Raw genomic sequence first — 15,091 nt, forward strand, 5'->3', positions numbered from 1 at the left:
TGGACTCCGGTCACGACAGCGGCTCCTCCTCGGTCGCGGCCAGGATCTCCGCGAGGTGCACGGCCCGCAGCGGGGCGTCCGCGCGGCGCAGCAGCCCGTCGAGGTGGGCGAGGCAGGAGTTGTCCGCCCCGCACAGCACCTGCGCGCCTGTGGCCGCCGCGGCCGTGATCTTGTCGGTGCCCATCGCGGTGGACACGTCCGGGTTCTTGACGGCGAAGGTGCCGCCGAATCCGCAGCACTCCTCGGCGCCCGGCAGCTCGACCAGTTCCAGGCCCTTGACGGCGGCCAGCAGCCGGCGCGGCCGGTCCCCGAGTGCAAGACCACGCAGACCGTGACAGGAGGGGTGATAGGTGACGGTGTGTGGGAAGTACGCGCCCACGTCGGTCACCCCGAGCACGTCGACCAGGAACTCGGTCAGCTCGTAGACCCGCGGCGCCAGGGACCGCGCCGCCTCCGCCAGCGCGGTGCCGCGTCCCTCCGCCGCCGCCTTCCGGCCGATGCGCGGGTAGTGCTCGCGGATCATCGCGGCACAGGAGCCGGAGGGAGTGACCACGTACGGGTAGCCGGCGAAGGCCTCCGCGGTACGCCGGACGAGTGGTTCGGTCTCGTGCCGGTAGCCGGTGTTGTACTGCGGCTGCCCGCAGCAGCTCTGGGCCGCCGGGAAGTCCACTTCGACGCCGAGGCGCTCCAGCAGACGTACGACGGCGACGCCGGTCCGCGGGTACAGCGCGTCGTTGACGCAGGTGACGAACAGGGCGACGCGCATGACGGGCAGAATAGCCGGGTGAAGAAGTTCTCAGTGATCGGCATAGGCGCGGGCGACCCGGACCATCTGACCCTCCAGGCGGTCAGGGCGATCGGCGCGGCGGACGCATTCCTCATCCTGGAGAAGGGCGAGGAGAAGGCGGACCTGACCGGGCTGCGGCGGGCGATGCTCGACGCGCACGCCCGGCCCGGCCACCGGCTGGTGGAGGGCCGCGACCCGGACCGGGACCGGACCCCCGCCGACTACACGCCGACGGTGGACGGCTGGCGCAGCGCGCGCGCCGAGATCTTCGAGCGGTTCATCGCGGAGGATCTCGCGGAGGGCGAGACCGGGGCGTTCCTGGTGTGGGGCGACCCCTCCCTGTACGACTCCACCCTCGCGATCCTCGACGAGGTGCTGGAGCACGGCCGGGTGGCCTTCGAGCACGAGGTCGTGCCGGGCATCAGCAGCATCTCCGCGCTGCTGGCGCGGCACCGGACCAATCTGAACCGGGTCGGACGCCCGGTCCAGATCACCACCGGGCGCCGGCTCGCCGAGGGCTGGCCGGACGACGTGGACGACGTGGTCGTGATGCTGGACGCGCGGCACGCCTTCACCGCCCACCTGGACCAGGACCTCTACATCTACTGGGGGGCCTATGTGGGCACCCCGGACGAGATCCTGGTCTCGGGGAAGCTGGCGGAGGTCGCGGGGCGGATCGAGGAGCTGCGCACCGAGGCCCGCGCCCGCAAGGGCTGGATCATGGACACGTACCTGCTCAGGCGCGGCTGACGGCCCGCCCGAGGTACTCGGGCAGGGCGGCGGCGAGGCGGGCGTACTCCCCGGGCCGGTTGTAGATCTGCCCGCAGACGCGGATGCCGCCGCCGCCCTGCCGGGGCCAGATCAGCACGCGCACGCGCAGCCGTGCCGCGAGCTCCTCGCGCAGGGCGCGGGCGCCGTCCGGGGTCTCGGCGACGCCGGGCGGCAGCAGCAGGGCGCGCATGGCGAGGCCGTCGGTGTGCGGGAGGGGCGTGAGCCCGGGGATGTCGGCGAGCAGCGCCGCGCCGTGGGCGGCGAGGGCGCTGTTGTGGGCCCGGACCTTGGCCGCGTCGAGGCGTTCGATCAGGTCCAGTCCGTCGGGGGCGGCGAGCCAGCCGGTGTAGTCGGCGGTGGCGCGGTTCTCGACGGAGCGAGGGAAGCCGTGGTGGTCCTCCCAGGACGGTACGAGCGCGCGGACGCGGGGGCGGTGCTGCGGTGCGACGGCGAGGACCGCGCTGCCGGAAGGTGCGTAGCCCCACTTGTGGAGGTTGCCGAACCAGAAGTCGGCGCCGCCGGCGAGGGGGTGGGCGAGCATGCCGGGGGCGTGCGCGCCGTCGACGACGGTGGTGACCCCGCGCTCCCGCAGGTCGGCGAGGAGCCGGGGGGAGGCGATGATCCGGGCGGTGGGCGAGCTGATGTGGTCGAGCACGGCCACCCGCGTACGGGGCGTCAGCGCGGCCAGCACGGTCTCGCGTACGGCGTCCTCGTCGGGCAGGTGGGGATCGAGGGCGACGGTGGTGACCGGGGCGCGGCGGGCGGCGGCCGCGACGACGGTGCCGTAGCCGTGGTCGGTCACCAGGATCTCGTCGCCGTCGGCGAGCGGGACCGCGTCGAGGGCGAGGTTGGCGCCTTCGGTGGCGTTGGAGACGAACGCGAGCCCGTCGGGGTCGGCGGCCAAGTGCGCGGCGATCCGGGCGCGGGCCGCGGCGAGGCGGTCCGGGACGGAGAGGAAGAAGGCGTCGGGATCGGCGTGTGCCTCGGCGCGGAGCGCGGCCTGGGTCTCCTGGACGGGCAGGGGGACGGCTCCGAAGGAGCCGTGGTTCAGGTGGGCGACGCGGGGGTCCAGGCGGAACAGGGCGGGCCCGCCGGGGAACCCGGCGGGGTGCCCTGCGGGCGGCTCGGCGGGGGAAGGGGCTGAGCGGGTCGGCTCGGGCATGCGACCTCCGGGTGTGCGGCGCGGGTGCCGCCCGGATCATCTCCCGGCGGCCGCCGCGGCCGGTAGACCGCCACCGACGGGCCGCGCTGCCGCGCCGGCCCCGGGGGCTCCGCCCCAGACCCTCCCCCAGACTCCGTCCGGGGGGACCCCCATGCCTCAAACGCCGGCAGGGCTGAGATGCCGCCTACGGCTCGCGGCCGCTCGTCGCCGCGTAGTACTGGAGGTCCTGGACCTCCACCGTGGGGTCCACCCGGTACGGCAGGTCGACCTTCGCCGTGGCCTCGCCTTCGCGGACGGTCTGCGCCGAGGTGGTGCCCGCCTTCAGCGGCAGCAGCCGGGAGTGGATCCCGGCGGGCGCCTCGTGGCTGCCCCTCACGGATCCGACGGTCGTACGGACGACGGCGGGCCCGGAGAGGAAGCTGAGCACCTCCACCGCGTCCCGGGGCGGGGCGCTCCCCTTGCGCAGCGACATCACCAGTGACTGGTCGCCCGTCGGGTCGGCGTTCGCGAACTGGGTGCGCGCGGTGAGGTACAGGGTGTCCCGGACGATCTTCGGCCAGCTGCCCGTCTTGAACCGGGTCAGGTAGTACGAGCTCAGGTCCAGGTAGGCGTACCCGTTGTGCAGGGAGGGTGCGAACTGGCTGCCCTCCGAGTAGTCGTTCCAGGTGGTGAGCTGCACCCAGTCCGCGCCGTCCTCGATGGCGTGCGTCCAGGTGGAGCGGAGGGTGGCGGTGTTGCCGGCCTCGTCGTAGATGCCCTGGTTGGGGCGGGCGTCCTGGACCGACACGGGCTGCATCCAGATCTTGCCCATGCCGTGGGCCCGCTGCACGTCGCGCGTGGAGCTCTCCTGGCCGACGTAGCTGCGGCTGCCCCACTCGGAGAACCCATGGCTGATCGGGGCGAACTCGCCGCTGTGGGCGCCGAAGTCGAGGAAGAGCGGGACGAAGGCGGTACGGATGCCGTGTTCGGACTTGAGGGCCCCGATCACCTCGGTCCACCAGGCGACGTTCTTCGCCTCCGCCTTGAAGGGGGAGACGACGAGCCGGCCGTCGGGGAGCCGGTGCGCGGCGGGGGCGTCGGCGAGCGTGGCGATCGCCTTCGCGAGCTCGCGGGGGTCGTCGGTCTTCAGCGAGGTCATGTCCGGCATCAGCATGATCTTGAATGCCGGATCCACCGAACGGGCCGCGGCCATCAGCAGGTTGGAACGGTCCCAGTTCTTGCCGGACAGGGAGAGCAGGTCGAGGGTGAAGCCGTCGATGCCCGCCGCGCGGGCCGTGCGCACCTCCTGCTGGAGGTTGGCGTACTCCCAGTCGCCGCTCTTCGGCGCCACGGGCAGGGGCCGGTCGCGCAGCAGGCCGCCGTACTTGCCGTGCTTCCCGCTCTCGCCGTCGGGGTCGAGGTAGTTGCGGGTGTAGTAGTCGTTGTCCGCACTCGTGTTGTCGAGGGAGAGCGGGTACGGGGTGAAGTAGTGGGCGAACACCAGCTTCTTGCCCGCTTCGCCGGAGCGCAGGGCGGCCGGCTGCGGCATGTCGAAGGGCAGGGCGCCGGAGGGGCGCTCGACCCCGGTGTCCACGGCGCCCTTGGGGTTGCCCTTGGCGGCCGCGCCCTTGGTGGGGGCCGGGGTGCCGGCCGGTGGCGGGGTGGCCGGGCCGGTGGCGTCGGCCGTGGCGCCGCCGGCGGGATCGGTGGCCCGGGGGACGTCGGCGGGCGGGAGCGGACCGCCTTGTACGGACGTTCCGTTGAGGGGGTCCCAGGCGATGCCGGTGGCCGCGCAGACACCGACCAGGAAGAAGGCGGACAGCAGCAGGGCGAGCAGCGGTCTTCGCCCGCGGAAGACCGGCCGACGGCGGTGCGACGCGGGCCGGGGCGTGCCGGGCCCGTCGCCGGGCCCGCCGGCCGTGCCGGACGCGCGGGTCGGGCGCCGCCTCCCGCGGCCCCTCCCGTGCCCCGTCCCGTGCCCCGTTCGCCGGTCCGCTGTCATGCTGGTCCCTCCCGCGCATATGCCCCGAGCGGGGGCTGCACAGCAGTAGAGCCCATTACCGGCGTGCGGACAACCGTTCCCGAGTGCCCGGGCCCGGGCACCTACGTCACCCGGACCACCGGAACTACGCCGCCGTGCCGACGCGGGGCGACGCCGGCCGTCGGAGCGGGCGGTCGGGTCAGTCGGAGCGGGGGGCGGCGATGTCGGCGTTCTCCAGGATCCCGATGGCGTCCGGTACCAGGATCGCCACCGAGTGGTAGGAGCTGACCAGGTAGGACATGACCGACTTCTGGTCGATGCCCATGCAGCGGACGTTGAGGCCCGGTTCGATCTGCTCGGGGATCGCGGCCGGACGCAGGCCGATGACGCCTCCGTTGTCCTCACCGGTGCGCAGGGCCAGGATCGAGCTGGTGTGGCCGCCCACGACCGGGATCTTCCCGCACGGCAGCAGCGGGACCCCGCGCCAGGCGGGCACCTGTTTGCCGTGGACCTCCACGGTGTCGAGGGCGAGGCCGCGCTTGTTGCACTCGCGCAGGAAGGCGGCGACGGCCTTGGGGTGGGCGAGGAAGAAGGCGGTCCCCCGGCGCATGCTGAGCAGGTCGTCCATGTCGTCGGGGGTGGGCGGGCCGGACCAGGTGCTGATGCGCTGTCCGTAGTCGGCGTTGTGGAGGAGGCCGAAGTCCCGGTTGTTGAGCAGTTCGGACTCCTCGCGTTCGCGCATCGCCTGCACCGTCAGGCGCAGTTGCTGCTCGAACTGGTTCATCGGGTCGTTGTAGAGGTCGGCGACCCGGGTGTGGATCCGCAGCACGGTCTGGGCGAGGCTCAGCTCGTACTCGCGCGGCTGCAGCTCGTAGTCGGCGAAGGTGGCGGGCAGCACGGCCTCGCCCGCGTGGCCGGAGGCGAGCTCGATGTCGGCCTCGCCCCGCCGGTTGACGGGCCGCCTGCCGTTCTCGACGTACTGCTCCAGGTGGGTCCGCAGGCTGTCCGCGCGGCCCAGTACCTCCTGGAAGGCGCTCCATCGCAGCACCATGACGGTGCCCGCGGTGGCGGCCCGGACGGAGTACGTCCAGCGCGGGTCGGCCTGGCCGAGCGCGTCGTCGCCGAGCTGGTCCCCGTCGGCGACCACGCCGAGGAGTTCGCTGCCGCCGTACTTGCCCGACGCCCTCTTCTCGACGCGGCCGTGGGCGATGATGAACACCTCGGCGACGGGGGCGCCCGCCTCGACGAGGACGTCTCCGGCGCGCAGGTCGCGTTTGACGAAGCGCCGGGCCAGCTCCTCCAGTACGGCGGAGTCGGCGTAGCCCTTGAGGACGGGCAGCTCGGTGAGGGTCGGGGCAAGGATGCGTACGTCGTCCGCACCGGCCTGGACGAAGGAGACCCGGCCGCGCCCGACGGCGTGGGTCAGCCGGCGGTTGACGCGGTAGGTGCCGGCGCCCAGGTCCACCCAGGGCAGCATGCGCAGCAGCCAGCGCGAGCTGAGGCCCTGCATCTGGGGGACGGATTTGGTGGTCGTCGCGAGATTGCGGGCCGCGGCGGTGCTCAGGCTCAGCTGCCGTTCGTCTGCGGGGTCCAGGAGTGGCTGCGCCTCTGCGGTCATGCGGGGTTCCTCCCTGCGTCGTTCCACGCGGAGCGTGCTGCACGCTCACCGTGGGGCGCGGGGAGCCGGGCGCGGTAGCGGCGCCGGGCCGGGGGCTGTTGAAAATCCCCGGCGGTTGAAGGCCTGCACGTCTGTGCGAACTCGCGGGCGTGCGTACATCCGTGCAGGATTTCAACGCCGCCGGATCTTCAACGGGCGCACGGGGCGCCGGACCTACCGCGGTCGGGGGCCGTCCCCGCTCCATGGGTGGGTGTGCCGACCCGCAGGAGGAGCCATGACAGGAGGAGCCATGGACCGCGCCCCCGCTCACGCCCCGGGCCGACCCGGCGCCGCGTCCGCCGATCCGGCGGAGGTCCTGAGCCGGCTGCTCGGCGGCCGGAGCGGACTGGGGGCCGCTCCCCCGCGCGCCGATCCCGGCCCCGCCGGTATGGGCGCCCGTACGGGCGCCCATACCAGCAGGACCCATACCAGCAGGACCCATACCAGCAGGACCCGGACCGGCGGGACCCGCACCGAGGGGACCCGGACCGGCTCGGGGATCGTCATCCCGCCGCTGTACTGCCCCGACGCCGTGCGGGACGACCCGGCGCTGGCCGACGCGGTGAACGAGGAACTCGTCCGGTGGGCCGACGACGTCGGGATCTACGCCGGGCGCCTGGACATGCTGCGCTCGTGCCACTTCGGCCGGCTGATGATGCTCGCGCACCCGGACTGCGACGACCCCGGCCGGCTGCTCGCGGCCGCCCGGTGCGGGCTCTCCGAGTGGGCCGTCGACGACCACTGGGCCGATGACGGGGAGGACGCCGACCCGCGGCTGATCGGCCTGCGCACCGCCCTCGCGCACGCCGTGGTCGACCCGGTGCGGCTGCCGCCGCGCCACGAGCGGCAGTTCGAGGACCGGGTGGCCGCCGAACCCGTGCTGCGCGCCTTCCGCTCCGCCCTGAACCACCTCGCCGAGTTCGCCTCCCCCACCCAGGTGACCCGGCTGCGCTACCAGTTGGCGGTGATGTTCGTCGGGTACAACCACGAGGCCGAGTGGCGGACGTCCGCGCGCCGGCCGCCGGTGTGGGAGTACCTGCTGCACCGGTACGAGAACGGCTTCTTCCCCTGCATGGGCCTCACCGATCCGGTCGGCGGGTACGAGGTCCCCGCGCACGAGTTCGCGGACGCGCGGGTACGGCGCACGTACATGTACGCGGGGGTCGCCACCTGCCTGCTCAACGACCTGTACTCGATGGCCCGGGAGGATCCGGACGACACCAGTCTGCCCCGGCTGATCGCGGCCGAGGAGCACTGCTCGCTCCAGGAGGCGGTGAACCGGACGGCCGCGGTCCACGACGAGGTGATGCACGCCGTCGAGGCGGAGTCGGCCGCGCTGGCCGCTCTCGGCTCGCCCGCGCTCGGCCGTTTCCTGGAGGGGATCTGGAACTGGATGGGCGGGGCGAAGGAGTGGCACGCCACGAGCCCCCGCTACCACGGCCCCCCGAGCGGCGGCACGCCCTAGCGCCCGCCCCGCCCCAGGACCCGGCGCCCCGGTCGGTCACGCGGTCGGACTGCCGGGTGCGCGCAGGGTTCGGCGCACGGCGCCCCGGAGCCAGTGGTGGCCTCGGTCGGCCGCGTGTCGGGGGTGCCAGGCCATGCCGACGGTCACGGGCGGCAGCGCCAGGGGGATGTCGAGGAGGTGCAGTCCGAGGGCGATGGCGTCGCCGGTGAGGGGTGCGGGGGCGGCGCCGGGGAGTGCGGCGGGTACGAGGCAGACGATGTCGCTGCGCGCGGCGAGGGTCATGGCGGCCAGGTGGCCGGGGAGGACGACGCCGACCCGCCGGTGGAGGTCCTGCTCGGCCAGGGCGGTGTCGAGGGGGCCCGTGAACCGGCTGCGGCGGCTGACCGCGACGTGCTGGGCGGCGGCGTCGCCCGCACCCCGGACACCGCCTCCCCCACCGGCTTCGAGCAGTGGTGCGCTCGGACGCTCAAGCCCACCGTCCTCTCCTGAACCACCTGACACGCCGGACGACTCGCGAACCGCCGAACCGCCCCTCAGATCTTTCCGCTGACCACCCGGATCCGGTGGCCCAGCTGCCGTCCGAGGGCGGCGGTGAAGCGCGGGTGCAGGGGCGGCCAGTCGTCGAACTGGAAGCCGAGGGGGCCGAAGGCGAAGTAGTCGTCGGTCCAGTTCCAGTCCGCGAGCGGAGCGCGGTGGGCGCAGGCCGGGCAGTCGAGGTCGGCGGCGCCCGTGGTGTACCAGGCGTCGAGGGCCTCGCCGGGCCAGTCGGGGGCGGCGCTTCGGCAGTGGGGGCAGAGCGCGGAAGGGGCGTCGCCCTGGCCGGCGCAGAGGACCGTACGACCCACGACGACGCGCAGTTCGTCGCCGGGCTCCTCCTCCAGCCCCTCGATCCGGGCGCGCCGGTCCCAGTGCACCAGGTCGACGGCCTCCCGCCAGCGTGGACCGGCCAGGTACACCACCTCGCCCCGCCACGGCACCGGGCGGATGAACCCCTCCGCCTCCAGCCACCCCTTGCCGTGCTCGCCGCGGGCGGCCGCCTCCTCCGCCGAGGCGTCCAGGTCCACCACGGTCTGCCGGTAGGTCCCCATGGGCTCCTCCCCCTTCGCTCGGTGCGGCAGATCCGACCCTACGGGTGCGAAGGCGGTCCCACCGGGGCGGGCTGGAGCCTCCTCAGCCGAGCCCGCGGAGGCGGGTCAGCAGCGCCCGCGCGGTGCGGTTGCCGCCGACGGGCTGGAGGCGGCCGCGCAGCCGGCCCACGGCGTCGTCCACCCGCGCCGAGTCCAGCTGGGGCACCGCGTCCAGCATCTCGTGCCAGGTGGCGCAGGCCCGTTCCAGATGGCCCTGGTTCAGGTGGAGTTCGGCGAGCCGCGCCAGGGTGATGGCCCGGGCGCGGCGCTCGCCGGGGGGCCGGTGCCGCAGGGAGGTGCCGAGCGCGATGATCGCACCGCGCGCGTCGCCGAGGGCCGCCAGCGCCTCGGCCTGCTGGTGGGCGAGCGCCGCGTGATGGTAGTCGCCGATGGCGGCCCGCTGCCCGGCCGAGCGTTCCAGCAGCCGTTCCGCCTCGCCCAGCCGGGCCACCGCCGCCCGCCGGTCGCCGCAGCCGGCCTCGGCGACCGCCAACTGCCCGGTGACGAAGGCGGCCTGGAGGGTGGGCAGCCGTCCGACCTCGCGGGCGGCCGCCTCCGCCAGCTCCCACGCCTGTTTGCGGTGGCCCAGGTGGTGGGCCTGGACGCTCATGGCCCGCAGGACGGGCGCCCAGCACCGCGGGTCCCCCGCCTCCTGGCCGAGCCGCAGCCCCGCCCGGTAGTACGCCTGGGCCACGCCGTGCTGGTTGCCGTCGAAGCACAGGAAGCCGGCGGTGTACGCGAGCCGTGCGGCGCAGCCCAGCAGCCGGTGCCGCACCGCGGGCGCGGCGTCGGCGCGCAGCCAGGGCGCCACGGTGGTGGCGAGGTAGCGGGTCAGGGCCGGCCGGGCCAGGCCGCTGCCGAACATCATGTCGGCGTTGCGGAAGACCGGCAGCACGGCCTCGGCGGCCTCCACGTGGTGCTGCCCGATCCGCCCGGCCGGCCGGGCGGGCGGAGCGGGCGGAGCGGGCGTGTCCGGCCGCGGCCGGCCGGGGGGCCGCCAGGCGGAGGAGTAGACCGGGATCTCGCCCAGCAGCGCCGCCGCCTCGATGCCGGCGCCGGCGGCATCCGCGGCGCCCTCGCAGACCCCGGCGGCCACCGCCGAGAGGTCGGGCGCGAGGGCCTGCGCGCCGTGCGGGCCGGGGCGGGTGTGCTCGCGCGCCCGGGCGGCGCCGGCCGGCCGTGCGAGTCCGGTGTCGGCCGGGCTGACGCGCCGTCCGGTGCGCCGGCTGAGGGCCTCGGCGGCGAGGGCGACGACGTGCGCGGGAGGCCGGGTGCCGGCCAGCCAGTGGGAGATGGAGGTGCGGTCGTAACGCAGGGTGAGGCCGGCCTCGGCGGCGACGCCGTTGACGGCGCGTGCGAAGTCCTGCCCGCTCCAGCGCGCGTCGGTGAGGAGGGTGCGGAGTCGTCCGTTGGGTTCACGCATGGCCATCAGAACCGCCCAGCTCGTACACGTGTCCATCCATTCAACGCGGTCGGACATTCAACACGGTGGAGCCGGGACGGATGTACCGGGTGACGCCGTCCTGCCCCTAACTAGACGTGTGCGCCGGGTGGCTCACGGTCACACCGCGTGGCCCTGGCGTGCGGGAGCACAGCAGATCGCACGGAGCGGGACCGCCCCTTCCGGTCACTCCCGTACACCACCCCCCGCTCGGCCCCGGAGGGAGCACGGACCGGCAGGACACCCCACCGTCGCGCACGGCACCCGCGCCACTCCCAGGAAGACCGACCGAGAGGAAGGCCCGCCATGTCCGTCGACCCCAGCACCGAAGCGAACGCCGAGCACCTGACCGCCGCCGCCCGGCAGAGCCTGAGCACCGAGGCCGCCCGGAATCTGGCCACCACGACCAAGTCCGCGCCCCAGATGCAGGGGATCAGCTCGCGCTGGCTGCTGAGGATCCTGCCCTGGGTGCAGACCGGCGGCGGTACGTACCGGGTTAACCGCACCGTGAGCTACACCCTCGGCGACGGGCGGATCACCTTCGTGAAGACCGGGACCGAACTCCGTGTCATCCCGCCGATGCTGCGCGAGCTCGGCATGCTCCGGAACTTCCCCGACGACCAGGTGGTCAAGGCCATCGCCGACCGGTTCGTGAAGGAGGAGTTCCGCAAGGGCGACGTCATCGTGCGGCGCGGCGAGCCCGTCGACAAGATCTTCCTCATCGCCCACGGGCGGATCGAACGGCTCGGGACCGGTGCCTACGGGGACGAGGCGAGCCTGGACGTGCTGAGCGACGGCGACCACTTCGGCCACCACCCGCTGCCCGACGCCCGCTGGGAGTTCACCGCCCGGGCGCAGACGGACGTGGTGACGATGACCTTCAACCGGGGCGACTGGGACGCGGCGCTGAACGGTTCCGCCGCGCTGCGCCGGCACGCCGAGGCCTACCTGGAGGCCGAGCGGGTCGGCCGCCGGGGCAGCGACGCGGTGGACCTGTCCGCCGGTCACACGGGCGAGGTGATGCTGCCCGGCACGTACGTGGACTACGACCTGGACCCGCGCGAGTACGAGCTGAGCGTCGCGCAGACCGTGCTGCGGGTGCACTCCAGGGTCGCCGACCTCTACAACAAGCCGATGAACCAGTCGGAGCAGCAACTCCGGCTGACAGTAGAGGCATTGAGGGAGCGTCAGGAGAGCGAGCTGATCAACAACGCGGAGTTCGGGCTGCTGCACAACGCCGACTACGAGCAGCGCGTCTACGCCCGTACCGGCCCGCCCACCCCGGACGACATGGACGAGCTCCTCAGCCGGCGCCGCGGGTCGCAGTACTTCCTCGCTCACCCGCGCACGATCGCCGCCTTCGGCCGCGAGTGCAGCCGGCGCGGCCTGTACCCGGACAGCGTGGACTTCCAGGGCCACCGGGTCCCGTCCTGGCGGGGAGTGCCGCTGCTGCCCTGCAACAAGATCCCGGTGACGCCGGAGCGGACCAGCTCGATCCTCGTCCTGCGCACCGGGGAGGACAACGAGGGCGTCATCGGGCTGCACCCGGTGGCGCTGCCGGACGAGTACCAGCCGGGCCTGTCCGTGCGGTTCATGAACATCAACGAGCAGGCGATCATCTCCTACCTGGTCACCGCCTACTACTCCGCGGCGATCCTGGTGCCCGATGCCGTCGGGGTGCTGGAGAACGTGGAGATCTCCCGATTCGACGACTGAGGGGGCCTCGTCATGACCGCTCGCCAGGAGATCGACCCGCAGGAGAGTGCTTCGGGGCCGCCCTTCGAGCTGCCCGAGTTCTACCTCCCGCACCCCGCCCGCCTCAACCCCCATCTGGAGGAGGCCCGGACGCACACCCGCGCGTGGGCCGCGGAGCTGGGGATGCTGGACGGCTCGGGCGTGTGGGGCCCGGCCGACCTGGAGGCACACGACTACGCACTGCTGTGCGCCTACACCCACCCCGAGTGCGACGGCCCGATGCTCTCGCTCGTCACCGACTGGTACGTGTGGGTGTTCTTCTTCGACGACTGGTTCCTGGAGCGGTTCAAGCGCACCGGTGACCGGGCGGCGGGACGGGCCGCCCTGGAGCGGCTCACGCCGTTCATGCCCGCCGATCCGCGCGCCGCGATGCCCGAGCCCGCCAATCCGGTCGAGGCGGGCCTCGCCGACCTGTGGCGGCGTACGGTACCGGGCCACTCGGCGGACTGGATCGCACGCTTCACCCTCAGCACCCGCGATCTGCTCGACGAGTCGCTCTGGGAGCTCGACAACATCAACATCGGCAGGGTGTCGAACCCGATGGAGTACGTCGAGCAGCGCCGCAAGGTGGGCGGCGCGCCCTGGTCGGCGGGGATCGTCGAGCACGCGGTGGGCGTGGAGCTGCCCGCGTCGGTCTCCGGGGAGCGGGCGCTGCGCGTGCTGCGCGACTGCTTCGCCGACTCGGTCCACTTCCGCAACGACCTGTTCTCGTACGAGCGGGAGATCGGGAAGGAGGGGGAGCTGAGCAACGGGGTGCTGGTCCTGGAGCGGTTCTTCGGCTGTACCACCCAGGAGGCCGCCGACCAGCTGAACAACATGATCACCTCGCGGCTCCAGCAGTTCGAGAGCACCTTCTTCACCGAACTGCCCGTGCTCTTCGCCGAGAAGGGCCTCGGCCCGGACGGGATCCTCGCGGTCCTCACCTACGCACGCGGACTCCAGGACTGGCAGTCCGGCGGCCACGAGTGGCACATGCGCTCCAGCCGGTACACGAAGAGCCGGCCGGACCGCGCGGACGCGAGGCTGCCCGGGTGGCTGCCCGGCCCCTCCGGGCTGGGCACCACCGGCGCCAACGTGAAGGCGCTGCTGGGGCTGACCGGCGGCGCGCGGCGGGTGCGCCGGCACTCCAACGTCCCGCACCCGGTGGGGCCTTCGGTGATCCCGGAGTTCTACCTGCCGTACCGGAACGTGCTCAACCCGCACCTGGCGGGCGCCCGGGAGCGGCTCATCGAGTGGAACCGGGCGATGGGCATCCTGGACGAGGGCGTCTGGTGGGAGGAGAAGGCGCGCGGGTACGACTTCGCGCTGTGCTCGGCGGGCATCGACCCGACGTGCTCGGCGGAGACGCTGGACATCAGCGCGGGCTGGCTGAGCTGGGGCACGTACGCCGACGACAGTTTTCCGCTGCTCTTCGGCGCCACCCGGGCCCCGGCCGCCGCCCGGGCGCAGACGCGGCGGCTGCGCGCCTGCATGCCGCTCGACCTGTCCGCGCCGCCGGACCCGGCCAACGCGATGGAACGGGGGCTGGCCGACCTGTGGCGGCGCACGGCGGCGCCGATGGGGACGCGCGGCCGGGAGATGTTCCGCTCGGCCATGGACCAGGTGCTGGACAGCTGGCTGTGGGAGCTGGACAACCAGGCGGCCAACCGGGTCCCGGACCCGGTGGACTACCTGGAGATGCGCCGGGTCACCTTCGGGTCGCCGATGACGATCTCGCTCGCGCGGATGGCGCACGTGGACGTGGTTCCGGAGGAGGTGTACGGGAGTTCGGCCATGCAGTCGCTGCAGGCGGCGGCCTTCGACTACTCGGCCGTCATGAACGACGTGTACTCGTACCAGAAGGAGGCGGAGTACGAGGGGGAGCTGCACAACCTGCTGATCGTCGTGGAGAACTTCTTCGACTGCGACTACCCGACCGCGCTGCGGGTCGTGAACGACCTCATGACCGCGCGGATGAAGCAGTTCGAGCACGTGGTGGCCAACGAACTGCCCGTCATGTACGCGGACCACGGGCTGGACGCGGCGGCCCGCGCGGCCCTCGACCGCCACGTGGACGAGCTGAAGCGGTGGATCGCGGGGATCGCGGTCTGGCACGCGGAGACACGGCGCTACCGAGAGGAGGACCTGAAGCGCCACCACGCGCACCGCCCGGCCGTGGCGGCGGGCGCCGTGACGCCGAACCCGCCGGGCCGGGGCCGGCTGCTGCCGCCGGCACCGCACCACCCTGCGTGGGCCTGACCTGCGGGGTTGAAGACCCTCTCGCCGGAATGCGACATTCCCCTGGTCTTACGGCGCAAGTGGCGCATAATCGTCGTCACGCGGCTCGAATGAACCCTCTTGCCGCACTTGGTCACGCATGCAATGGGGGGCATCGTGCCGATGAGGGAATCCAGGTCCACCGGAACGCTTCCGGCGACCTCCGCCGAAATGTCCCGCCTGCTCACCGCCGTCCGACGGGGACGGGTGCTCACCGTGGCGGGAGGCCTGCGCGAGCCGCGGAGCCTGCTGGTGCGGGAGATCGCGCGCCGCCTCGCGTCCAACTTCTACGACGGAGTGGCCGTCGTCGCCATGGACCCGCTCCACGGCGGCTACGGCCTCCGCGAACTCACGGCGGAGCTGACGGCCGGGCCGAGGGCCGAGCCGGGCTGCTTACCCGGCACGCGCGCCCTCCCCTGCGGAACGGCGAACACCGCCTCGTGGCTGGCCGAACGGGACATGCTGCTCGTCCTGGACGGCGCGGAACAGCTCGGCCCGGACGCCCTGGCCTGGCTGCGGAACCTGCTGTCCGTGGCCCCGGGGCTGCGGATCCTGGCCGCCGGCCGCTCCCCGCTCGCGTTCGACCAGGAACGCATCCACCAGCTCTGACCCGCTCCGCGGGCCCCGGCGCGATCACCGGGCCCGGACACGGGTCCGCCCCGGCCGGGCGCGAGGCCGGCCGGGGCGGAACACGTACGACTGCCTGGGGC

11 protein-coding genes and 1 pseudogene are annotated in these 15,091 nt (G+C 73.5%); 5 read left to right on the forward strand and 7 right to left on the reverse strand.

Annotated elements, in window-relative coordinates:
* Positions 1-10 precede the first annotated feature (10 nt).
* Positions 11-766 carry a (Fe-S)-binding protein gene (locus IF88_RS0117920; protein WP_030712698.1) on the reverse strand — a complete coding sequence of 252 codons (756 nt, stop codon included), beginning with the start codon at positions 764-766 and terminating at the stop codon, positions 11-13.
* 18 nt (positions 767-784) lie between these two features.
* On the opposite strand from IF88_RS0117920, the gene cobF reads away from it, so the two are divergent.
* Complete coding sequence (gene cobF / locus IF88_RS0117925; protein WP_030712701.1) at positions 785-1,537, forward strand: precorrin-6A synthase (deacetylating); 753 nt, start codon at positions 785-787, stop codon at positions 1,535-1,537.
* Here the strand turns inward: cobF and IF88_RS0117930 are convergent.
* From IF88_RS0117930 to IF88_RS0117940, 3 genes are all read right to left on the reverse strand, one after another.
* A complete protein-coding gene (locus tag IF88_RS0117930) occupies positions 1,524-2,720 on the reverse strand; it encodes an aminotransferase class V-fold PLP-dependent enzyme (RefSeq protein WP_037806210.1) in 1,197 nt (398 codons plus the stop codon). The genes cobF and IF88_RS0117930 overlap by 14 nt on opposite strands.
* Before the next feature lie 184 nt (positions 2,721-2,904).
* The gene (locus IF88_RS0117935; RefSeq protein WP_063754808.1) at positions 2,905-4,701 is read right to left on the reverse strand and encodes a glycoside hydrolase family 71 protein; all 1,797 of its coding nucleotides are present in this window, start codon (positions 4,699-4,701) and stop codon (positions 2,905-2,907) included.
* A 178-nt stretch (positions 4,702-4,879) separates the two neighbouring features.
* Positions 4,880-6,298, reverse strand: a complete 1,419-nt coding sequence (locus IF88_RS0117940) for a family 2B encapsulin nanocompartment shell protein (RefSeq protein WP_030712709.1) — start codon at positions 6,296-6,298, stop codon at positions 4,880-4,882.
* Positions 6,299-6,572: 274 nt separating this feature from the next.
* Here IF88_RS0117940 and IF88_RS0117945 point away from each other — a divergent pair, with 274 nt between their 5' ends.
* The gene (locus IF88_RS0117945; RefSeq protein ID WP_234323579.1) at positions 6,573-7,802 is read left to right on the forward strand and encodes a family 2 encapsulin nanocompartment cargo protein terpene cyclase; all 1,230 of its coding nucleotides are present in this window, start codon (positions 6,573-6,575) and stop codon (positions 7,800-7,802) included.
* 36 nt (positions 7,803-7,838) lie between these two features.
* On the opposite strand, the pseudogene IF88_RS40470 reads toward IF88_RS0117945, so the two are convergent.
* From IF88_RS40470 to IF88_RS0117965, 3 genes and pseudogenes are all read right to left on the reverse strand, one after another.
* Positions 7,839-8,267, reverse strand: a pseudogene (locus IF88_RS40470) (LysR family transcriptional regulator); the annotation flags it as partial.
* A 68-nt stretch (positions 8,268-8,335) separates the two neighbouring features.
* Positions 8,336-8,890: a hypothetical protein gene (locus IF88_RS0117960; protein WP_030712721.1), complete on the reverse strand. Its 555-nt coding sequence runs from the start codon at positions 8,888-8,890 to the stop codon at positions 8,336-8,338.
* A gap of 82 nt (positions 8,891-8,972) precedes the next feature.
* Positions 8,973-10,352 carry a hypothetical protein gene (locus IF88_RS0117965; protein ID WP_030712724.1) on the reverse strand — a complete coding sequence of 460 codons (1,380 nt, stop codon included), beginning with the start codon at positions 10,350-10,352 and terminating at the stop codon, positions 8,973-8,975.
* Positions 10,353-10,676: 324 nt separating this feature from the next.
* Here IF88_RS0117965 and IF88_RS0117970 point away from each other — a divergent pair, with 324 nt between their 5' ends.
* The 3 genes from IF88_RS0117970 (at position 10,677) to IF88_RS0117980 (ending at position 14,990) form a co-directional block, all read left to right on the forward strand.
* Positions 10,677-12,086: a family 2B encapsulin nanocompartment shell protein gene (locus IF88_RS0117970; protein ID WP_030712726.1), complete on the forward strand. Its 1,410-nt coding sequence runs from the start codon at positions 10,677-10,679 to the stop codon at positions 12,084-12,086.
* Between the two features lie 12 nt (positions 12,087-12,098).
* Complete coding sequence (locus IF88_RS0117975) at positions 12,099-14,363, forward strand: terpene synthase family protein (RefSeq protein ID WP_063754809.1); 2,265 nt, start codon at positions 12,099-12,101, stop codon at positions 14,361-14,363.
* A 141-nt stretch (positions 14,364-14,504) separates the two neighbouring features.
* Complete coding sequence (locus IF88_RS0117980; protein WP_158754443.1) at positions 14,505-14,990, forward strand: hypothetical protein; 486 nt, start codon at positions 14,505-14,507, stop codon at positions 14,988-14,990.
* Positions 14,991-15,091 lie beyond the last annotated feature (101 nt).

It is taken from the genome of Streptomyces sp. NRRL F-2580 (assembly GCF_000720115.1).
Lineage (GTDB): Bacteria > Actinomycetota > Actinomycetes > Streptomycetales > Streptomycetaceae > Streptomyces.